The sequence below is a fragment of the Vibrio coralliilyticus genome, assembly GCF_024449095.1.
Lineage (GTDB): Bacteria > Pseudomonadota > Gammaproteobacteria > Enterobacterales > Vibrionaceae > Vibrio > Vibrio coralliilyticus_A.
Genome location: NZ_CP024627.1, coordinates 1,582,462 through 1,604,876, shown reverse-complemented (window position 1 = coordinate 1,604,876; position 22,415 = coordinate 1,582,462). Strand labels below are relative to the sequence as shown.

Genomic DNA, 22,415 nt, shown 5'->3' with positions numbered 1-22,415 from the left:
CTCAAGGCATAAAAAAAGCACAGGCTCAAAAATGTGAACCTGTGCCCTAGATGAAAATTTAATCTATTTTCTACGGAACCCTAAGAAAGCAAGTAGAGTCAGAGCTAGGAAACCAAGCGAAGATCCTTTGCGCTCGACTGTCTCAGTGCGGAAGCTTCTCGCTTGAATATCATCTTTTCCACTTCCAGCAATAGGCACCAGTTTAACCGCGACCAGCTTTTCAACCCCAATAGCGCCACCTTGACAGTATGAATCAACTTCAGTGGTGTCGTAACCATTTGTACATTTAAGCGCCGTAGCAGCAATGACACCTGCATCATTGATATCTGCTGCATCAATAATTCGGTATTGGTTATTATTTGAGGAAACAGAACCATCGTTAGTGAGGTCATCTAGAATCCAAGCTTTGCTATTAAATATAGATGAACGACGTGTAGAATTTGTGTCAGTAGCGTTGAGGGGATTTATAAATGCTCGCTTAGCTCGCTCCACTCCATCGACTTCAGCCGAGCTACTGATATCAACGCTACCGACCACTTCATTAAAGTTGTTGATCCCGCCCATGGTTCCACCAGCTCCATCAAAGAAGATTCCACCACTAAAGTAGGTGGCTGTAGGTGAGCTTGTCACATCAGCAATATAAAACAGCCTATTTGAAGCAGCGCGATTCTCTGGCTTATCACCCGCTCGCTTTGCACTACCTACTGCGACAAAGTTGTCATTAATAGATGAAACGACTGAATTGCTATAGATATAGTCAGAACCGCTTGTTGCATTGGCAACTGATTTAATCCCCGTACCTTTTGCATCATCAGAGCTAAAAGACCATTTAGTCACATCAGTTGGCGCTGCGCTCATATCACCAACAAATACGGTCGCATCCATCCTTTGATCAGTGTAGGTGTTATAGCCGACAGCATAGAACAGATTACCATCTACTCTGAAGTCTCTGATACTTGCCTGGCCCAAAACATCAGAGTCAATGGTTGCTCCACCATCACCAAAGCCTATTTCTAATGAATCAGAACTATCCCAAATAGCAGCTTGAGAATAAAAGTGTGACCCATTAGCATTATCTTGTTTACGAGAAATACTACCAACGGTATAGGTACCATCCGTTTTCCAAGCTCGTGTTTGCACTACACCAGTAGGATTATCTGATGGTAGCGTTAAATCCGAAGCACCAACAAATGCCACATTTCTTGTGCTTCCATCACGTTTATTACCAACCGGATCCGTTCCATCTAGACTATTAATAACTGCGTTGGTTGTAGAAACTGCCGCTGTTTCGCCCTCGACAAAAGCAATCGAATTTAAATAGTTGCTCGATAGCTCTTTAGCATAACCATTCCATTCATCTGTAGACCAAGTGTCACAATCTGCATAACGAAGCTGAGCATTACAATAGCTTTCAAAATCAGCTTGATCATCCACGTAGTTAAAAGCGTTATCCATCGCAAACGGAACTTCTTCTCGATAGCTAATACCTTCCTTCCAGTTACGCGTTTCTGCAGCAATTTTGAAATCAGAACTACTACATGGAACACCAACTGCATTTTCATCAGTACTGGTAAAACAGCCTAAAAAATTAGGTGTCCCCCCAATATTTCCTTGCTCAACCGCTGTTCCGTAATATTCCGTGGTATATCCACCAAGACTGTATGTATCGTTAAGAGACTCATCAATCTCAACAACTTTATATATAGCGGCATTTACCCCAAAAGAAGCGGCTACAGCCAATGTAATAGATGATAGTTTAAAGATTTTACTACTCATTGTTTGTTAACTTTCCTGTTGCATTGCTTCGAGTTCTTCCCAACGCTCGAAAGCAATTTCAAGTTCCTGCTCTACGGCAGAAAGCTTATCTAAAATCGGTTGTGTCTGCTCTACTGGTTGAGAGAAGAAGTCAGGATCATTGACCTGCTCTTGCAGCGATTCCAACTCAGCTTCCAGTGCTTCAAGTTTTGCCGGCAGTGCTTCTAATTCACGCTGCAGTTTATAGGATAACTTCTTCGGCTTACTCTTTACAGACACTGTTTTGGGAGGTGCCTCAACCTGTTTCTCAGCCTTGTTCGGTTTTTCGACCGTACGAGCTTTCTTTGTTTGTTCACGTTGCTGCTGGGCATCATGATAACCGCCAACAAACTCTTCTATTCTACCTTCACCTTCAAAGATCCAACTCGTCATAACTGTGTTATCTACAAATTGTCGATCATGGCTTACAAGCAACAACGTACCCTGATAATTGGCAAGTAAATCTTCCAAAAGTTCCAACGTTTCGATATCTAAGTCATTGGTTGGTTCATCTAAAACTAATAAGTTGTTTGGTTTTAGCAAGATACGAGCAAGTAATAAACGGTTTTTTTCGCCACCGGATAGCGCTTTCACTGGCGTCCGCGCTCGCTTAGGTGCAAATAAGAAGTCCTGAAGATAACTCAAGGCATGGCGCTGACGACCACCTACCATCACTTCTTGTTTCCCATCAGCAAGGTTATCGATAACAGACTTCTCAGGATCGAGCATTTCTCGGTATTGATCGAAATAAGCTACTTCCAACTTGGTCCCACAATGAAGTCGCCCCGAATCAGGTTGAAGATCACCAAGTAATAACTTAAGTAAGGTGCTCTTACCGCAGCCATTAGGTCCAATCAAGGCAATGCGGTCTCCACGCATGATATTGAAAGAAAAGTCCTTCAATATCGGCTTGCCATCAATATTGAAGTTGATACTTTCCGCTTCGAAAACGATCTTTCCAGAACGAGCCGCGTCGTCAACCTGAATATTGGCTTTGCCCTGCACTTCACGACGATCTTTACGCTCTTCACGGAGCTTTTTTAGGGCTCGAACTCTCCCTTCATTGCGGGTTCTTCGAGCTTTAATGCCTTGACGTATCCACACTTCTTCCTGAGCGAGTTTTTTATCAAACTCCGCATTTTGCATCTCTTCGACACGCAGCATTTCTTCTTTATCAACGAGGTAATTGTCGTAGTTACCTGGAAATGAGGCTAATTTACCGCGATCAAGATCGACAATACGAGTCGCCATGGACTTAATAAAGGCTCGGTCGTGAGAAATAAAGATAATTGAGCCGCGAAAATCTTTCAGGAAGTTCTCTAGCCATTCGATCGTTGTCACGTCTAGATGGTTAGTCGGCTCGTCGAGCAGCAAAACATCAGGGTCTCGTACTAAAGCTCTAGCCAACGCAGCCTTACGCTGCCAGCCACCAGATAGATCCGTCAGCTTTGTATGCCCGTCAAGCTTCAACGCGCCAAGAACATTTTTAATCCGATCTTCGAAACGCCAAGCACCTGAATGCTCAAGTTGTTCTTGAATCCGTGCAAGTTTATTAATGTTCTGCTCTGTTGGCTGAGTGGCAATCAGATCGAGTTGATCTTGGTAGATCTTTAAATGTTCCCCAATTTCCGCTAGCCCACCAGCCACATAGTCAAAAACCGTTCCTTCTTGATTACGTGGTGGATCTTGCTCAAGGCGAGACACAACGACATCTTGAGTCACCGTCAGTTTGCCGTCATCCAAAGTTACTTCGCCGGCAAGAACTTTCATTAATGTCGATTTACCCGCTCCATTGCGACCGACTAGACAGACACGTTCATTTTCTTGAAGCGCAAAGTCTGCATTATCAAGTAGCGGGTGATCACCGTATGCCAGCAATCCATTATTTATGGTAAGTAATGCCATTTTGTTCCAACCAATGTTGTAATTCTTGTAAATCAAATGGCCAGTTCAACTCTTCACCGTTGATATTAAGAACGGGAATAGTGACGCCGTAACGAGAAAATAGCTCATCATCGAATGCAATATCGACAATCTCTACGTCCTGGCTGACCTTTGCTTGTTGGCAAAGGTCATAGGCCATCTCACAGAGATGGCACCCTTCTGTACTGTAAAGTGTGATCAAATCTTGGCCTACTATTCTGTGTGAGTCACAATCCAGCAGTTGTGAATATGTTTATTGCGAGAAAAGTCTAACGGCAAAGTTTGACTCGATATATTTTTCGCATTGAGATTCAATTCACTCATCGCTTCTATGTCCATTTTGAACTGTCGTTTATTGTTCGAGAATACGATGGTTCCACCTGGACGTAGCAGTCGCTTTAGATTTTTCATCAGCTGAATATGGTCTCTTTGAACATCAAAACTTTGCTGCATCCTCTTCGAGTTAGAGAACGTCGGAGGATCAATAAAAATTAGGTCAAACTGTGAATTTGAACTTTCTAGCCACTGCAAGCAGTCTGCCTGTTCAAATTTGTGCTGCCTCCCTACCTGACCATTAAGCTTCATGTTTTCTTTAGCCCACTCAAGATAGGTATTAGACATATCCACTGTTGTTGTCGATTTCGCACCACCACAGGCCGCATGAACGGTACCTGAACCTGTGTAAGCAAACAAGTTCAAGAAGTCTTTACCTTTGGCCATTTCACCCAACTTGCGACGAGTTAGCTTATGATCAAGGAACAAGCCCGTATCGAGATAGTCATGCAGATTGACGATCAAATTAACGCCATATTCGTTAACATGCATGGTTTCAGATTCTTGGGAGAGTTTCTGATACTGTGAGCGTCCCTTTTGCTTCTCTCGGACCTTAAGCACAACCTTATTTGCTTCCGTACCAGTCACTTGAATTGCTGCACGAATAATATCCGTTAAACGGCGCTTCGCCTTCTCTTCTGGGATATTCTTTGGTGCAGCGTATTCTTGGATCACAAGATGATCGAGGTAAACATCAATAGCTACGTTATATTCAGGTAGGTCTGCATCATAGATTCGGTAGCAATCGAGCTTTTCTTTGCGCGCCCATTTGCCAATTTTGGCAATGTTCTTCTTCAATCGGTTAGAGAAATCAGGAGCAATTAACGACTCTGTGACATTGACACCTTCATTTTCTACCGGACGCTCACTAATCAAGTAGTTCTTCTGGTGACAAGGTAACGCACCATTATTCAGTTTGAACTGTTTATCTGCGCGCATGCGCAAACAGCTTAAAAGCTCGTCAGAACTAGAGAATATAGACGCTTGGCAGCCACCAAATTCAGATTTTAGCTGGGCACCAAATGCGGTGTACAGAGCAATTAAGCCTGGATGCGTCCCTAAACGCTCACCATATGGCGGGTTTGAAACAATAACGCCTGCTGTAAACTCTTTAGGACGTTTAACTTGAGCGGCATCGCCAAGATTAAATTCAATCAGAGCATCAACACCTGCTCGACGGGCGTTGTCTTTTGCCGTTTTAAGTACTTTTGCATCGTTGTCAAAGCCGAAAAACTTAGTGTCAACTTTTTTGACGCCCTTTCTCGCCTGTACTGCTGCTTCTGATTTAATCTCAGCCCAAAGCTCAGGTTCAAAGTCTTCTAGTGACTCAAAGCCCCATTTTTCACGATTGACGCCTGGTGCCATGTTCGCCGCCATCATGGCTGCTTCAATCAATAGCGTGCCTGAACCACACATAGGGTCTAGCAGAGGCTTATCAGCACTCCAGCCACTACGAAGAATAATGGCAGCAGCTAGGGTTTCGCGAAGTGGCGCACGACCAGACTCAGGACGATAACCACGTTGGTGCAGGCCTCCCCCCACCATATCCACGCCAAGAATTGCTTTATCGCGATGCAGGCGAACATGAATACGAAGATCTGCACGATCTTTACTGATCGACGGTCTTGGCAAGTTCTTTTTCTCGAAACTATCCACTACGGCATCTTTCACTTTCATTGCGCCGTATTGGCTATTGCGGATTTCTCGGTTAGTACCATTGAAATCAACAACAAACATCTTCGAACTATGGAATTGGTTTACCCAGTTCACTGAAGACGTTGCTAGATAGATATCCATATCATCGTTACAAGTGAACTCGGATAACACACGGACGAAACGCGACGCTAAGCGGCTCCATAAGCAACAACGATAAATTTGCTCATTTGATGCTTTAAAGCGTACCCCTGCTTGAACAGGTTTGGCATTAGTGATCCCTAGCTTAGTTAACTCTTCAACCAACAAGTTTTCCAAACCGTTGGACGTAACCGCAAGATATTGATGCATAGTGTTTTTAAATTCTTGATAAATGACCCTTCATTATACCTGTCCCATAACAATTTCGTTAGCCCAATCCGAGTCAATCTCCCACTCAATTCACTTGATTGAGCAAAACATCATCAATGTTGATTTGATCCATAAATTCCAAAGTACTCATTAGTGTCTTTTCAATTTCCTACCTATCTTTTGGCTTAAGGTGATAGTGAATGCTTATTCACAGCAAATCTGGACTACACCAAATGATATCTAATGTGTAATAAAGTTTCATTTTTGAGCTAATTGGGGAATAAATAACAACTAACAGCTCTGCTATCATCAATAACAGGAATATTTTATTGATAGTTAAATCGAAAATTTATGGGTTAATTACGGATGTACCCTCTCAATATACGACGAGCAGGCAAAAAAAAGTCGGCACACAGGCCGACGGGGAAATGAAACAAAGGAACGAATGGTTAGCTGACCAGAGCCATTGGCTGTGTCTGACCAGCGAAAAGATGGTTAATATTAGCCATACGGTCATGCATCACTTTTATTGCCTGACCGAATGCGAGAGATTTCACGCCATTAAGAACAAAGGCGTCCAAATTAATAGATGCGCATAGACTTGCGTTATCTCCTACTTCCAGAACCAGGAAGCATCCATCACTGTAGCTATTAGATAACTGGACAAAGTCCCCTTCTTTAGGAGTATCAAGACCATTCGAGAGACAATCAAAAAACCAGCTCTTGGGCTGTACTGGTTTATGGAAACGCTTGGCAGCAACACAGTAAAGTGCCAGTTCTGCTTGGCGAGGTTCTGAAAGGTCTAAATGGGCGATTTGCTCTTTATAGGTTTGATAAGCAGATGCGTCATCAACGGAGAACTCATTCACACCTATTGCACAATCTACAATCAACTTTTTGGAAAGATTTGTCTTGAATACCATATCATCACCCAGATCCAGCATTAGGTGCTGCTCTGCGTCATCATAGTACCAAGTCCATTTGTCACTCGGTTTAAGCATCATTCCAATCTCGTGTAAAAGTTAATTCAGGTAAAACACTCAATTACCTTCCCATACATTTACCGAAATTCTATTCGCTAATAAGCAAAAAAAAAGAGGAAATGATAAATCATCCCCTCTTCAGAAACCGAGTAATTTCAAACCATTTTCTCGTGTGACAATGTCACTAATAGATTATAGGTTTTTAACAATATCTCTGACCAGTGCGGGCCCGTGATAGATGAAACCAGAGTAAACTTGTACAAGTTGCGCTCCAGCCATCATCTTTTCTTTTGCAGCCACGTACGAATCAATGCCACCTACCCCTATGACGGGAATTTGCTCTCCCAACTCTTCATGCAAACGACGTACAACTTCCGTGCTACGAGATTGAACTGGTCGACCACTTAAACCTCCTGCTTCATTTGCGTGCTTCATACCTTCGACAATACTGCGATCCAATGTCGTATTGGTCGCAATAACACCATCGATTTTATTCTTCAGTAAAGAATCACAAATTTGGCTGATCTCATCGTTACTGAGATCTGGTGCGATCTTTAGAGCAAGCGGAACATATTTATTGTGTTTCTCAGCTAATTCGGCCTGCTTTACTTTTAATTCGGAAAGCAACTCATCTAGAGCCTCGCCATATTGAAGTGAGCGTAATCCCGGAGTATTCGGCGATGAGATATTTACCGCGATGTAACCTGCGTGCTCATACACTTTTTCCATACAGTTCAGGTAATCTTCGGCACCCTTTTCAATTGGTGTATCTTTGTTCTTACCGATATTGATACCAAGCACACAATTGAAGTTTGCTTTCTTCACATTATCAACTAGATTATCGACACCTAAGTTGTTAAAGCCCATTCGGTTGATGATACCTTCCGCTTCCACCAACCGGAAAAGACGCGGCTTATCATTACCAGCTTGTGGTCTTGGTGTTACAGTTCCAACTTCAACAAAACCAAAGCCCATCGCATCAAAAGCCTCTATGCATTCACCATTTTTATCCAAGCCAGCGGCAAGGCCAACAGGATTACGAAAAGTGAGCCCCATACATTCAACAGGACGATTTGGAAGTTGTTGACGATAAAGAAGATCGAGAGGTGTTCCTGTGAAACGTTTGAAGTTTTGAATTGCGAGATCATGTGCCTTTTCGGCATCAAGTTGAAAAAAGCCAGCTCTGGCTAGACGGTAAAGCATTTTGCCTCCGATAGAAAAAAGCCCCGTATAAACGGGGCTGTATTATTGACTGTTTTACCGAATAATTCAACGAAATATGTGTTGATTACTCGTTCGCGGAACAGTTTAAGTTAAGCAGCATCAATTCACGTAAAGCAACGGAGAACTTAGCAAATTCATGCACCGAGCCAACTTTAAACTCATTAAGGATATTCTCCCAACGATGAAGGGAGACTTCATTATTGGCGATCCAATCATCCAGTGCTTTCATCACATCAAGATCTTCCGGTGCACAACTGCAACTCAGAACTTGACCGGTCAACTGGCGTTGCTGCCAGTCTAGATCTTCACGGAAAGCCGCTCTTGCTAACGCTTGCCAATGATTGTCTACGGCCTGCCCGTTGATCTGTTTCAAGAACCAATGCAGAGACAAACGATCGCCCAAGTTGTAGTACAGCTTAGCGCTCTGCTCGACTGATTTGCCTTTTTCTCTAGCTACTGTGGAAATGTCCAGTACTGAGTATAAACTAGACAAGCGAGAAACGTAGTTGGCAATCTCTGGACTAATACCTTGTTCAATCCATGCTTGTGCCATTTCATTATGCTCTTCCACTTCTGATGGAACCAGCATATCGTCAAGCTTGGCTTTGATCGTTTCTACATCGCCTTGATAAAGTTCGATCAATGCTTTCACACATTGACGGCCAGTGCGGTTACGTAACAGCCAGCGAGACAGTCGACGTAAAGTCCGACGGACATAAAACATCATATCGTACTGAGCTTCTGTTGAAGCTTGGTTATCTAGTTCGCGCAGTGATTTGAGTACATCACCTAAACCAAAAATTTCGCGAGAAGCTGCATATGCATTAGCAATATCTACAACGTGAGCACCTGTCTCTTCTTGTAGACGTGTCACGTAGTTACAACCCATTTCATTAACCATCTGGTTCGCAAGCGCTGTTGCAATAATCTCAGCACGTAGAGGATGGTTGTCCATTTGTTGAGAATAGTTACGGCGTAACTCAGTAGGGAAATAATTAACCAGCTGCTGAGCATGATAATCATCGTTTGCGATATCATCATGGACTAACTCTTCTTTCAGAACCATCTTGCCATAAGCGACCAAGACGGAGAGTTCTGGTCGAGTTAATGCTTTGCCCAGCTTTTCTCGCTCCAGTAAGGTTTCATCATCAGGGATATACTCAAGCGCACGATCAAGGTGCCCCGCTTTTTCTAAATCGTGAATAAAGCGAATCTGCTCTTTGACTAGAGAAGTACCCTGCTGTTCAGTTACTGAAATAGACTCAGATTGGCAATATGCATCATCAAGTACGATTTCACCGACTTCATCTTCCATCGATTCGAGAATCTTATTACGCTGCTTGACTGTAAGATCACCATTAGCAACAAGACCATTTAAGAAGATCTTAATGTTAACTTCGTTGTCCGAACAATCTACACCACCAACGTTATCGACAAAGTCTGTATTTACGCGACCACCGGTCAATGCATACTCGATACGACCTAACTGAGTCATACCTAAGTTACCGCCTTCACCGACCACTTTTGCTCGCAGGTCACGCCCATCGATACGTAAAACATCGTTAGCACGATCACCAACATCAGTGTGAGTTTCGCTTGATGCTTTCACATAAGTTCCGATACCACCGTTCCATAAAAGATCGACTTTCATTTTCAGTAGCATCTTAATGAGCTCATTTGGTGCCAAGGAAGCTTTCTTGGTACCAATCATTTTTTGAATTTCTGGCGTTAGTGTAATCGACTTCGCACGACGAGAGAAAATACCACCGCCTTTAGAAATCAGTTTCGCATCGTAATCTTCCCAACTTGAGCGAGGCAATTTGAACAGGCGCTCACGCTCTTTCCAACTCTTCGCTGAATCCGGATTTGGGTCAATAAAGATGTGCATGTGGTTAAACGCTGCTTGAAGACGGATATGCTTAGATAGGAGCATACCATTACCAAATACGTCACCAGCCATATCGCCGACACCAATCACGGTAAAGTCCGTGGTCTGACAATCAATCCCCATTTCACGGAAATGACGTTTTACAGACTCCCAACCACCTTTTGCCGTGATGCCCATGGCTTTGTGGTCATAACCGTTAGAGCCGCCAGAAGCAAACGCATCTCCAAGCCAGAAGTTGTATTCATCGGAAACTGAGTTTGCTAAATCAGAGAATGTTGCCGTGCCTTTATCTGCAGCAACCACTAGATATGGATCATCATCATCATGACGAACCACACTCTTAGGTGGAACCACTTCCCCTTCGATGATGTTGTCTGACACATCTAGAAGTGCACGAATGAAGCGTTTGTAGCAACGCTGGCCTTCTGCGAAAATCTCGTCACGACCACTCAACGTATGCTGACGCTTACAAACAAAGCCACCTTTTGCACCGACTGGCACAATAACGGTATTCTTTACTTGCTGCGCTTTTACTAAGCCGAGGATTTCTGTACGAAAATCTTCCTGACGGTCTGACCATCGCAAACCACCTCGGGCCACTTTACCACCACGAAGGTGCACACCTTCAATGTCTGGGGCGTAAACAAAGATCTCAAATGCAGGTACTGGCTGCGGGATCTCCGGAATATCACTCGGCTTCATTTTCAATGATAACCAAGGCTTATTCTGCTTTTTCTCATCTAGCTGGTAGTAGTTAGTACGCAGTGTCGCAGTGATCATTTCCATGTAACGGCGGAGAATACGATCATCATCCAAACTTTCTACATGGTCCAATTTCTCAGTGATCTTTTTCGTCAGATCATTTTGACCTTTCTGGCTGCCTTTGAACTTAGGATCAAAGCGCTTGGCAAATAGCTCAACAAGACACTTAGCTAATTCTGGGTAGTGACTAAGTGTTTCCTCTATGTATTGTTGACTAAATGGGAAGCCGACCTGGCGCATGTAACGAGCGTATGCACGCAGAATAGAAATCTCACGGCCAGTGAGTGAAGCCCCAAGAACTAAACGGTTAAAGCCATCACTTTCTAGTTCGCCAGCCCAAATAGCAGCAAACGCTTGTTGGAAGCGATCACGAGCTTCACGAAGATCCACAGTTTTCTCGCTCTTATGCAGCATAGAGAAATCTAGGATCCAATAAACCTGCCCGTTCGCTTTGCGAACTTCGTAAGGTGATTCTCCAATAACACGTAAGCCAAGGTTTTCCAGCATCGGCATCACATCGGATAGATGAATAGGCTCATCACGATGATAAAGTTTCAGACGAACTGACTTTGAATCTGAACCCAATTCTTGTGGGCGATAGAAGAGCATGCCTAGTTTATTGTCATCACTCAATGCCTCAAGGCGTTCGATATCTGCAACCGCAGAACCTGGCATAACATCTTCTTTATATGAACGAGGGAATGCACGTAGATACTCTTTCGATAAAGGCAGACCTTTACTTTCACCGAAGTTCGCTACAATCGCGTCTGATAGGCGATCATCCCAAGTTGAAGATGCTTCCATTAAGTTTTGCTCAATCATTTTTACGTCTACATCCATGTTGTTGTTATCAACACGAACAATGTAATGAGTTCTGGCTAGTGGGCTTTCAGAGAAATAAGTTGTGAATTCTACTTCTTTATCGCAGCCAAAATATTGTTTTAATATTCGCTGAGTCTGGCGACGAAGCTCTGTGTTATAACGATCTTTCGTTACGTAGACCATGCAACTGAAGAAGCGACCAAACGGGTCTTTGCGAACAAATAAACGAAGCATGTCGCGATCTTGCATCTGCACTACGCCCATGCCCACTTCAAGAAGTTCTTCTTCGTTGGCTTGAAGTAGTTCATCACGCGGATAGTTTTCTAAGATGTTGTGCAGTGCTTTATAGGAGTATGAACCTTCGCGGTAGCCACTTGCGGCTAGGATACGTTCTACTTTTTCGCGGATTAATGGGATGCTTTCCACACTTTGATTGTAGACAGCTGAAGTGTAAAGACCCGTAAAGCGGTGCTCACCAATGACTTTACCATCTTTATCAAATTTCTTGATACCGATGTAGTCCGTATATGCCGGACGGTGAATTCGCGAAGGCGTATTGCCTTTAGTCATGATCAACAAAAACGGCTTTTTCGCTTCTAAGCGTGCCGAATCTGGAAAGTCAGAAAGCTTAACGCTGCGGACACGATCGCGATTCGCAAACAGCCCCAGCCCTTTATCAGCTGTTGGACGAAGCTCTGTATCACCATCCACATTGACCAAGTCATATTCTTTGTAGCCCATGAATGTGAAGTTATGATCGCCTAACCAGCGTAAGAACTTAATCGTTTCCTCATAACGATCACGTTCGACATCAACTTTGCCTTCATGCGCTTCAACTTGGTTCGTTACTTCTTCCAGTTTCTCGACCATCAACAACCAATCTTGCACCACTAGAGCGGTATCCGTCAGGATTTTCAAAAGCTCTTCTTTTAGCGAGCTCATCATCTCCTTCGCACTTAAGCGGTCAACCTCAATATGGAACAGTGACTGGAGAACACCTTCTCCTTCGTTGATACTTATGATCTCACCTTTTTTATTGCGTTCAATTTGTGTAGGGCCATGAAGCATAAGGTGGGAAGCTAAATCTAAACGGCTAAGCGCCATTTTTACCGAATCAACAAGGAATGGACTATCGGGAACGACGATTTCTACAATGGTGTGTGTGGATTGCCATCCTTGACGGCTTACGGTCGGGTTAAAAACTCGAACCGATACATCATCTGCTTTTTTCTCATTAATATGGTGCCAAAGGCTGACTACAGCACCATACAAATCAGATTCGTTTCGTTCGACTAGATCGTCTTGAGATATGTTATTGAATAAATGCTGAGCAAGTTGAGTGACTAGGGGTTGATGAGCAAGCTCGAGTTTGTCTTGAATCAGTTTGTAGACCTTTTCAAGCAGAACCGGCATCAGAGTTTCACGCGCGGTCATAATCACACTCCACAATTAGAATTGTATATATATTTGGGGGATGTTGTAAGCATAGTGCTTAACACGGGTAATGCCGCTTTATTGTAAAAGCTTTATTGATAAATAGTTAATTCTTTTAGGAGTGGTAGGAGGTGAAATGTTCGATAATGTGACTAAGGCACTATTTAAACTCCTATAAAATCAGTTGCTCACAGAACTTCTAACTTAATAAACTTGTTATTTTGGTCAGTTGTTAAACGAAAGCGACCTTTAAGGCCGATTTGACTAAGAAAAGGTCTGAACCTCGATGCAGGCAATTGTAAGCGTAAACCATTATCAGTTATCACTAAAACGTTGCTTGCAGCTCCACTGTAATGAGCTAGAAAAGATTGATAAGAGATGTTAAGTGAAAAGTAGTAGTGATTCATTTGTGTTGATTAAAAAAGTAACGGTTTGTTCACACTGACAAAATAACTGTATAAATAAACAGTAGCGCTATGTGGCGCTACTGTTTCTATTAAAGCCCTAGGATTCTAGTGCTTTATTGACCTTTTCAAACAGGTCTTTTGCTAAGTTATCCATTGACTTGAGTGCTTCAAGCTCAGTTCTAATCAAAGCTTGACGCTCTTCATCATACTTGCGGAACTTGAGCAATGGGTCAATGAGCCGCGAAGCAACTTGTGGGTTACTACTGTTGAGCTCTTTCAAAATCTCTCCCGCGAACTTGTAGCCTTCACCTGACTTAGCGTGGAACCGCACTGGGTTCATATTCAGGAAAGATCCAATCAGGCTGCGAGTTCGGTTTGGATTTTTCAAGCTGAACGCTTCATGACTCATCGTGTCCTTGATGACTTCCAGCACATTTTCGGCTGGGTTTGTACCCTGTAAAGCAAACCATTTATCCATGACCAAACCATCATGCTTCCACTTATTGCTGTAATCAGCCATTAATTTTTCACGGCATTCAAGTTGGGCACTGTTCGCCGCGCTCATCGCCGCAATCGTATCTGTCATATTGTTGGCTTCAGAATACTGTCTTTCAGTTAATCTGTTGCCTTGATCTGTATACGCAAGATACGCCAAAGCTGTATTTCGCAAAGAGCGCTTGCCAATTGCATCGTGATCAATCGTATATTCTGACTGCGTCAAGCTGTGATAAAGCGCGCCAAACTCATCTTCTAGCTCGAAAGCAAGCTTCATTTTGATGGATTTAAGCACTTTAGCAACAGCGTCTACATCAATCTGCTTGTACCAACCGGATACTTCATTGTGGTTTGGCAATGCCATCATCTCAGCAATAAATGCTGGTTCAAGCTTGTCTGATAGTAAGACACCTCGGAAGGCATCAATTAGCGCTGGAGACAGTTCAACATCTTGACCGTTTTGCACTGCTTCAACGTTACTACGAATGTATTTTGCTAACAGCATTTGACCAGCGTCCCAACGAGCAAATTCGTTACGCGCATGCACCATCAGGAAAATCAGTTCTTCATCGCTATAATCGTACTCCAAAACAACTGGTGCAGAGAACTCACGTAGCAAGGACGGTACTGGTTGCTCAGATACGTTTTCGAACACGAAGGTTTGCTCAGCTTCGGTAACGTTAAGAACATTATCGACTTTTTCACCGTTACATTGTAACTCAATGACATCACCGTTTTCCGCATACAACTCAACATCAAATGGAATATGAAGCGGCTGCTTTTCTTGCTGCTCATGAGTCGGTTCAGTGTGCTGAGAAACAGTAAGCGAATACGTTTGTGCCGCAGAATCATACTCACTTGTGACAGATACCGTTGGTGTACCTGACTGGCTGTACCATAGGCGAAATTGTTTCAGATCGACACCTGATGCATCTTCCATAGCCGCGACAAAATCTTCACAGGTTGCCGCAGTACCATCATGCCGCTCAAAGTAAAGCTTCATACCATTCTGGAAGCCTTCCTCTCCCAGCAGTGTGTGCATCATTCGGATAACTTCACTACCCTTTTCGTATACCGTTAAAGTATAGAAGTTGTTCATTTCTATAACTTTTTCAGGTCGAATTGGATGTGACATAGGGCTCGCATCTTCTGCGAATTGTGGGCCACGGATAATTCGTACGTTGTTAATACGATTCACCGCTCTAGAACCCAAATCAGAAGAAAATTCTTGATCACGGAATACAGTAAGGCCTTCTTTCAGGCTCAATTGGAACCAGTCTCGGCACGTCACTCGGTTACCCGTCCAGTTATGAAAGTACTCGTGACCAATGACTGCTTCGATACCTAGGTAGTCAGTATCTGTTGCCGTTTGATCATTAGCCAAAACAAATTTAGAGTTAAAGATGTTCAGGCCTTTGTTTTCCATTGCCCCCATGTTGAAGAAGTCAACGGCAACAATCATGTAGATATCTAGGTCATACTCAAGACCAAAACGCTCTTCATCCCACTTCATTGAGTTAATAAGAGACGTCATGGCATGAGGGGCACGATCCAGATTGCCTTTATCAACAAAGATCTCCAACTCAACATTACGACCTGATTTTGTTACGTATCTATCACGAAGAACGTCAAAGTCTCCGGCTACCAATGCGAACAAATAGGCTGGCTTAGGATGAGGATCCTGCCACTGAACCCAGTGGCGACCGCCTTCCAGTTCACCTTCAGCAATACGGTTACCATTGCTTAACAAGAATGGGTACTCGAATTTATCCGCGATGACTTTGGTGGTGTATTTAGCCAAAACGTCAGGACGATCCATGTAGTAAGTGATACGACGGAAACCTTCCGCTTCACATTGCGTACAAAATGCACCACCAGACTTATATAATCCTTCCAGAGCGGTATTCTCTTCTGGATTAATCTCAGTAACAATTTTCAGTTCGAATTCTTCAGGTAAAGCAGAGATCTCCAATGTACCTTCAAGCTCTTCAAATCGAGTCCAAGCTTCACCATTAACGAAAATACTCACTAACTTGAGACTTTCGCCATCAAGGCGAAGCGTGCTTTGATCTTTCATTTGTTTAACTTGAGAAACCGCCGTGACTATAGTTGCGGTATCATGAAGCTCAAAGGTTAAATCAATGTCGGAAATAGTGTGTGATGGAGAGGTATAATCTTTACGGTATTTGGCTTGAGGTGTTTGAGCCATGTCGAAATCCTTCTGACTAGATGTAATACACTGTGAACTGCTCTACAAGAGCACTTGGTGAGTATGTTGTTATTTAAAAACACTGCTACTTTCTTTTCAGCTAGCTTAACCTCAGAAAATTAAAAAAACGAGGTATTATGTCTAAATACCTCGCTTTTCAGCTGCTGTGGTTAGTATTTTCAAATTATACGTCTAAATAATCACCATCTTTTAATGCTTGTTATATCACCTGACTCGATTCAAAACAGCATAAAGTGCACCTTCTTCCATCTCTAATGTCAAAATATCACTGTTCAAGCTGTATCTCGTTTCATGCTCACCATTTTCATACAGTAAAACTAAATGCTCCCCTTCTGTGTAATAAACACCTTTATGGATAGCTTCATCGCCTTCTTCATTGCTGACTCTAAACATGAACACAAAATCTGGCTGCAAAATGAGATCCATACGTTGCACTTCACTTGCAATCATTTCATGCCCACTTAGCTGAGCACTAGACCACATACCAGCAAGTGAATTAGATAAAGCTTTTGTGAAAACCACGCCATTAAGGTTAAGCATATTATGGTTACTGCTGTAATTGTATATTTGCGGCTCAGACGTGTTTAAACCTAGAATTATCGTATCTTCATTTGCCGCATAAAGCCCCTCCCAATGATCCACAGAGTAATCGCGCTTTTGAATATCAATTTGGAAACTGTAGTTGGAGTCGAGACTAAGTTTGATTGCTAAGAAATTTTCTTCTGATTGTTCTGGGTTTGGGTTCACAAGGTACCAATCCCCAAGTAAGAATGGTTGATCGAATTGGGTCAAATCGCTGTTATCTCTGGTTTCGCTTGCGAACACAGAAACGCTTATACAAGTCAGTAGAATTCCAATCCATCTCATATCGCATCCCTCACTCTTTTCTATAAGCTTAGGTGCGGAAATCTGAATAAGCGAAATTTTTTGATCTATATCACGTTAATTATTTAAATAAAAAAAGCGAGCTACAAATTAGCTCGCTTTTTATTTCAAATATTTCAATTACTTAAGCATATCAACCATGATAGCTACCGACTCATCCAAGTATGCATCTGGAGCTTCATAATCTTTTGGCACGTCATCAAGAGATTTAAATGGTTTCTCTCCATGAGCAGTTTGCCTTAAATTAATACGAGCCAAGCGATCGTCATCCGCTTTATCACTTTCATCCTTACGAACTTTCTCGTTAAGAGACAAAGTATTATCGTCTTTTTCTGCTTTGTATTTCGCAATATCCTCAGAAATAAACTGGAATTCTAAATCCTTAGCTATTCTTGCCTGATGCTGAGCATCGAGTTTTTTGATTAATTCACTGTTACGCTGTAACACTTCATATTTAGCTTTATCAATACTATCCCAAGGCAGCGCATTGTCTTCAACGCTTTCACCCGTATCGCTTGGTTCGATCGGGGTTGGGAACGCAATATCGGGTGCTACACCTTTGTTCTGAGTACTGCCACCATCGATGCGATAAAACTTTTGAATCGTGTACTGTACATAACCCAGCTCTTTATCAAATAGATCATAAATATGATTTAAAGAGCGATGCTGTTGCACAGTCCCTTTACCAAATGAGTTTTCACCTAGAACGATTGCTCGGCCATAGTCTTGCATTGCAGCAGCAAAAATTTCTGAAGCCGATGCACTGTATCGATTAATAAGAACTGTCATAGGGCCGTCGTAACTGATTTTACCATCAGTGTCACTATTCACATTGACACGCCCGTAACTGTCGCGAACTTGCACCACTGGCCCACTGGTAATAAAAAGGCCGGATAAAGCCGTCGCTTCCGTCAGTGCTCCACCACCATTGTTGCGAAGATCAACAATGATACCGTCAACACCTTTACCTTTCAGTTCTGTAATCAATTTATCTGTGTCTTTCGCGAGGCCAACATAAAAGCTTGGTACTTCTAGTATGCCAATCTTCTTACCATCTTTTTCAACCACCTCAGACTTTACAGCGCGGTCTTCAAGTCGGATTTTATCTCGAACAATGGTAATGACTTCCGCGTTAGCATCTTTACCTTCAGGCAAGATTTGCAGATACACTTTAGTGCCCTTCGGCCCTTTGATTAGTTGAACAACATCATCCAACCTCCAGCCGATGACATCAACGATACCTTCGCCATCCTGACCAACACCGATGATACGATCACCTTCAGCCAATTGTTTGCTCTTGGATGCTGGGCCACCAACCACTAATGAACGAATAACAGTGTAATCATCTGTCATTTGAAGAACAGCGCCAATACCTTCTAGAGACAAATTCATCTCTGTTTGGAACTGCTCAGCATTTCGAGGAGAAAGATAGCTGGTGTGGGGGTCCACTTCTCGAGCAAACGCATTCATATACAGTTGGAATGCATCCTCATTATGAGTTTGGCTGAGGCGCTTGAGTGCATTGTTATAACGTTTGCCTAAAACGTCTTTAATTTCATCCCAGTTTTTACCGGTTAGCTTGAGATTCAACGCATCATATTTAACACGTTTTCTCCATAGCTCATTAAGCTCTGCTGTATCTTTCGGCCAAGCCGCTTCACTACGATCAAGTTCAATACTTTCATCTGTATCAAACTTCATTTCGTTATCAAGTAGAGACAACGCATAGACAAACCTTTCGTAGCGACGTTTCATCGACAAGTTATAGATGTCAAAAGCGATTTGGTTATTACCTGACTTTAGCTGGTCATCAATATCCAAAGCTACCTTATTGAATGAATCGATATCAGCTTGAGTGAATACATTTCTGTTGAAATCAAGAGATTCAATATAGCGCTGAAATATCGCTTGAGAAAACTGATCGTTGAGAGTGAAGTGCTTGTAATGGGAGCGAGTGAAACGTGAGGTCACACGTTTACTTGCAGTTGCATGTTGATCTTCGGGAGTTAAGACAGGTAAGTCTTCGAGGTTAATTTTCGCTTCAAGAGCGCTTGCTGAAGAAGCTGCCAGCCAGAGGCTAGCAGCAATCAGCGACAATTTTGAACGGCATTTCATGCGTAGGAGTATCTCCTTTATGCGCGCAGGTGCTCCGCTTTAACAACCATTTGCAGGCCGTTAGACAGTTGAACACGCACATCTTCCTTATTAATTTCAACGATAGTCGCAGCCATGTTTCCTTTGCCCATATTTACGTTTACTTGATTACCGATCGTCATTTCGTCAGCGTTCAGAGCACGCGTTTCTACTGGCTTGTTGGCTTTCTGTGTTTTGTTTTGCTGTGGGCGACGGCTCTGTGGCTTTTTATTCGCCGGTTTAGCTTTCGCTTTACCTTCTTCACGAGCTTTTTGAGCTTGCTCTTTACGACGAGCTTGCACTTTTGCTTTACTTTCAGCTAGTGCTGTTTTCGCGTGTTCAACATGCTCTTCTTCTAGCTCACCCGCTGGATTGCCATCTAGATCAACACGAGTCGCCCCCGGTTTGACACCGTGTAGGTAACGCCATGATGAAGTGTACTGTCTTAACGCTGCACGAAGCTGAGTTTTACTCACCTTAGGATCGTCACTTAGACGTTCCGCAAGATCTTGAAAAATACCAATTTTAAGTGGTTTTGCTTCACCTTCTAAAGTAAAGCACTTAGGGAAACATTCAGCAATATAGGCAATAACTTCTTTGCTGTTTTTTAACTTTTCAGTGTTTTCCATGAGGAGTCCTGGTTAGTGCGGTCTGTCCGCGAGCATTAAGATAAATATTTCAGGTATTATAGTGACCTGCAAGCGAAAAACCACACTCAATCTGGAAATTATGCACTGATAGCGTGTGAATTAAGCAGCTTTTCCACTTCGCTCATCAAAAAAGTCAAACCTTCTTCATCTGTTTCACTAAATCGGCCGACTTTCGGACTATCAATATCCAGAACACCTACAATATTACCGTTAATGCTAAATGGAATGACGATCTCAGAATTACTCGCCGCATCACACGCAATATGGCCTTCAAACTCATGCACATCATGAATCCTCTGGACGGTATTATTTGCAACAGCAGTACCGCACACCCCACGACCCACAGGAATTCTTACGCACGCAGGTTTACCTTGAAATGGCCCAAGGACCAGTTCCCCTTCTTTCATTAGATAAAAGCCCACCCAATTAAGTTCCTCAAGCTCCATGTTCAAAAGAGCACTTAAATTAGATAAGTTGGCGATAAGGTCCTTTTCCGATTCTAAAAGTGCGACAGCTTGCTTGGTTAAGCGGTGGTAATATTCTATTTTCATACTGACTTCCATTTGAAAATGAGAGACTTCCATCATGAATCAACGTACAATCTTCCGTAAATTATAAATAGTAAGCATTCTCATTATAATGTCTGATAACCCCAACACTATTAGCCGTTCTTGGCTAATAACTCAAGTAAAACAGCACAAGTCGAAGCTTGTTCTCGCTAATATTATCGCGTTGATAGCCACTCTTGTGAGTGTCCCTATCCCGCTTTTGATGCCTTTAATGGTTGATGAAGTTCTTCTAAACCAGCCTGCAACCGGCCTCGAGTTGATGAATAAAGTGTTACCTGTTTCAATGCACACTCCAACAGGTTATATCTTCTTGACACTGCTTCTCGTCATTCTCATGCGCACCGTCAGCCAAGGACTGAACATTCTTCAGGGGCGACAGTTTACGTTAATTTCCAAGACCATCACTTATCAAATGCGAAGTAAAATGATTGATAAGTTGGGGCGTATTAGTATCAGACAATACGAAACTCGTGGTAGTGGTGGCATTAATGCTCACTTAATCACCGATGTGGAAACCATCGATCAATTTATTGGGACGACACTAAGCAAGTTTCTTATTAGCTTACTTACAGTTATCGGCACCGCTGGTGTATTGCTTTGGTTGGAATGGCGCCTTGGGCTATTTATTCTTCTAGTCAACCCTATTGTCATCTACTTCTCTCGCAAACTCGGCAGTAAAGTTAAGCACCTTAAAAAAAGTGAAAACCAGTCCTTCGAGCGCTTCCAAAACCGGCTGGTCGAGACCTTAGACGGTATTTATCAACTACGAGCAGCTAATCGCGAGCGTGAGTTTCTCGGCGAGTTAAAGCAGCAGGCAAACCAAGTTCGCCTTGATGCGGATAAATACGCATGGCAATCAGAAGCAGCTGGTCGAGTTTCTTTCTTGCTATTCCTCTTGGGCTTTGAACTTTTTCGCGCAGTAGCCATGTTAATGGTCCTGTTTAGTGATTTAACCATCGGACAGATTTTTGCCGTCTTTGGCTACCTTTGGTTTATGCTTAGCCCGGTACAGGAGCTACTCGGCATTCAGTTTTCTTGGTATAGCGCAAAAGCTGCAATGGCCCGTATTAATGCTCTCCTTGATTTAGAAGAAGAGCATCGCCCTGTCAGCAAAACCAACCCATTCACTGAAGATAGAGAAGTGGATGTTAGAATCGAAAACGTTGACTTTTCTTACAATGAAGAGAGCCGAGTCCTCAATAATTTGAGTCTTAGTATTCCCGCAGGGAAAAAAGTGGCATTAGTTGGTGCAAGCGGTGGTGGAAAATCGACACTAATTCAGTTGCTCATTGGTGTTTATCGCCAAGACTCAGGCATCATACGATTCAATGGTGAGACAACCGATGATATCAGTTTTGATGTAATTCGTGATCAAATTGCCGTTGTATTACAACAACCTATACTATTCAACGACAGTTTAAGGCATAATTTGACACTCGGTTCCGACTACGATGATCTACAACTATGGCGTGCTCTTGATATCGCACAGATGCAAGATGTCATTAGCCAGTTAAGTGATGGCTTAGATACTCAAGTGGGCCGAAATGGCATTCGTTTATCAGGCGGACAAAGGCAGCGCCTAGCAATCGCTCGTATGATTTTAAGCGATCCTAAGTTTGTCATTCTGGATGAAGCGACTTCTGCTTTAGACACCGCTACCGAGGCAGCACTACACAAAGCGCTGACAGAGTTTTTGAATGGGCGCACAACCTTGATTGTGGCGCATCGACTCTCGGCAGTAAAACAGGCTGATTTGATCTACGTTTTAGAAGATGGACAAGTTACACAGGCAGGCACGCATGTTGAGTTGGTTGAACAAGAAGGATTATACCAGACGCTTTATGGAAGCGTTCAATCGCACGCCTAAAACCCTGACTGC

14 protein-coding genes are annotated in these 22,415 nt (G+C 42.9%); 1 reads left to right on the top strand and 13 read right to left on the bottom strand.

The window, feature by feature from the left end; genetic code table 11:
• Positions 1 to 63: 63 nt before the first annotated feature.
• From CTT30_RS07620 to msrC, 13 genes are all read right to left on the bottom strand, one after another.
• Positions 64 to 1,776, bottom strand: coding sequence for a DUF3466 family protein (locus CTT30_RS07620; protein ID WP_252036553.1), 1,713 nt, complete (start codon positions 1,774 to 1,776; stop codon positions 64 to 66).
• A 6-nt stretch (positions 1,777 to 1,782) separates the two neighbouring features.
• A complete protein-coding gene (locus tag CTT30_RS07615; protein ID WP_252036552.1) occupies positions 1,783 to 3,699 on the bottom strand; it encodes an ABC transporter ATP-binding protein in 1,917 nt (638 codons plus the stop codon).
• Positions 3,677 to 3,919: a glutaredoxin family protein gene (locus CTT30_RS07610; RefSeq protein WP_239866526.1), complete on the bottom strand. Its 243-nt coding sequence runs from the start codon at positions 3,917 to 3,919 to the stop codon at positions 3,677 to 3,679. Before CTT30_RS07610 ends, CTT30_RS07615 begins: the two co-directional genes overlap by 23 nt.
• A gap of 11 nt (positions 3,920 to 3,930) precedes the next feature.
• Positions 3,931 to 6,054, bottom strand: coding sequence for a bifunctional 23S rRNA (guanine(2069)-N(7))-methyltransferase RlmK/23S rRNA (guanine(2445)-N(2))-methyltransferase RlmL (gene rlmKL / locus CTT30_RS07605; RefSeq protein WP_252036551.1), 2,124 nt, complete (start codon positions 6,052 to 6,054; stop codon positions 3,931 to 3,933).
• 449 nt (positions 6,055 to 6,503) lie between these two features.
• A complete protein-coding gene (locus CTT30_RS07600; protein ID WP_239836893.1) occupies positions 6,504 to 7,055 on the bottom strand; it encodes a cell division protein ZapC in 552 nt (183 codons plus the stop codon).
• Positions 7,056 to 7,229: 174 nt separating this feature from the next.
• Positions 7,230 to 8,240 (bottom strand): quinone-dependent dihydroorotate dehydrogenase, encoded by a 1,011-nt coding sequence (pyrD, locus tag CTT30_RS07595; RefSeq protein WP_252036550.1) that lies wholly within the window; start codon positions 8,238 to 8,240, stop codon positions 7,230 to 7,232.
• Positions 8,241 to 8,325: 85 nt separating this feature from the next.
• Entirely contained in the window at positions 8,326 to 13,167 is a 4,842-nt protein-coding gene (locus CTT30_RS07590; RefSeq protein ID WP_252036549.1) for an NAD-glutamate dehydrogenase, read from the bottom strand.
• Positions 13,168 to 13,355: 188 nt separating this feature from the next.
• A complete protein-coding gene (locus tag CTT30_RS07585; protein WP_239836424.1) occupies positions 13,356 to 13,574 on the bottom strand; it encodes a DUF2835 domain-containing protein in 219 nt (72 codons plus the stop codon).
• Between the two features lie 97 nt (positions 13,575 to 13,671).
• Positions 13,672 to 16,278 carry an aminopeptidase N gene (gene pepN, locus CTT30_RS07580; RefSeq protein WP_252036548.1) on the bottom strand — a complete coding sequence of 869 codons (2,607 nt, stop codon included), beginning with the start codon at positions 16,276 to 16,278 and terminating at the stop codon, positions 13,672 to 13,674.
• Between the two features lie 225 nt (positions 16,279 to 16,503).
• Positions 16,504 to 17,166 carry a hypothetical protein gene (locus CTT30_RS07575; RefSeq protein ID WP_252036547.1) on the bottom strand — a complete coding sequence of 221 codons (663 nt, stop codon included), beginning with the start codon at positions 17,164 to 17,166 and terminating at the stop codon, positions 16,504 to 16,506.
• A 138-nt stretch (positions 17,167 to 17,304) separates the two neighbouring features.
• Entirely contained in the window at positions 17,305 to 19,299 is a 1,995-nt protein-coding gene (gene prc, locus CTT30_RS07570; RefSeq protein WP_252036546.1) for a carboxy terminal-processing peptidase, read from the bottom strand.
• Positions 19,300 to 19,316: 17 nt separating this feature from the next.
• Positions 19,317 to 19,946 (bottom strand): RNA chaperone ProQ, encoded by a 630-nt coding sequence (gene proQ, locus CTT30_RS07565; protein ID WP_239836428.1) that lies wholly within the window; start codon positions 19,944 to 19,946, stop codon positions 19,317 to 19,319.
• 98 nt (positions 19,947 to 20,044) lie between these two features.
• Entirely contained in the window at positions 20,045 to 20,518 is a 474-nt protein-coding gene (gene msrC / locus CTT30_RS07560) for a free L-methionine (R)-S-oxide reductase MsrC (protein WP_252036545.1), read from the bottom strand.
• Between the two features lie 88 nt (positions 20,519 to 20,606).
• On the opposite strand from msrC, the gene CTT30_RS07555 reads away from it, so the two are divergent.
• Positions 20,607 to 22,403, top strand: coding sequence for an ABC transporter ATP-binding protein (locus CTT30_RS07555; RefSeq protein WP_252036544.1), 1,797 nt, complete (start codon positions 20,607 to 20,609; stop codon positions 22,401 to 22,403).
• Positions 22,404 to 22,415: the final 12 nt, after the last annotated feature.

Bases quoted from the DNA above. Each gene is read 5' to 3' on its own strand.
- CTT30_RS07600 (WP_239836893.1), bottom strand. From the start codon at position 7,055: ATGCTTAAACCGAGTGACAAATGGACTTGGTACTATGATGACGCAGAG.
- CTT30_RS07585 (WP_239836424.1), bottom strand. From the start codon at position 13,574: ATGAATCACTACTACTTTTCACTTAACATCTCTTATCAATCTTTTCTA.
- CTT30_RS07620 (WP_252036553.1), bottom strand. From the start codon at position 1,776: ATGAGTAGTAAAATCTTTAAACTATCATCTATTACATTGGCTGTAGCC.
- CTT30_RS07590 (WP_252036549.1), bottom strand. From the start codon at position 13,167: ATGACCGCGCGTGAAACTCTGATGCCGGTTCTGCTTGAAAAGGTCTAC.
- prc (WP_252036546.1), bottom strand. From the start codon at position 19,299: ATGAAATGCCGTTCAAAATTGTCGCTGATTGCTGCTAGCCTCTGGCTG.
- CTT30_RS07615 (WP_252036552.1), bottom strand. From the start codon at position 3,699: ATGGCATTACTTACCATAAATAATGGATTGCTGGCATACGGTGATCAC.
- CTT30_RS07555 (WP_252036544.1), top strand. From the start codon at position 20,607: ATGTCTGATAACCCCAACACTATTAGCCGTTCTTGGCTAATAACTCAA.
- rlmKL (WP_252036551.1), bottom strand. From the start codon at position 6,054: ATGCATCAATATCTTGCGGTTACGTCCAACGGTTTGGAAAACTTGTTG.
- msrC (WP_252036545.1), bottom strand. From the start codon at position 20,518: ATGAAAATAGAATATTACCACCGCTTAACCAAGCAAGCTGTCGCACTT.
- pyrD (WP_252036550.1), bottom strand. From the start codon at position 8,240: ATGCTTTACCGTCTAGCCAGAGCTGGCTTTTTTCAACTTGATGCCGAA.
- CTT30_RS07575 (WP_252036547.1), bottom strand. From the start codon at position 17,166: ATGAGATGGATTGGAATTCTACTGACTTGTATAAGCGTTTCTGTGTTC.
- pepN (WP_252036548.1), bottom strand. From the start codon at position 16,278: ATGGCTCAAACACCTCAAGCCAAATACCGTAAAGATTATACCTCTCCA.
- proQ (WP_239836428.1), bottom strand. From the start codon at position 19,946: ATGGAAAACACTGAAAAGTTAAAAAACAGCAAAGAAGTTATTGCCTAT.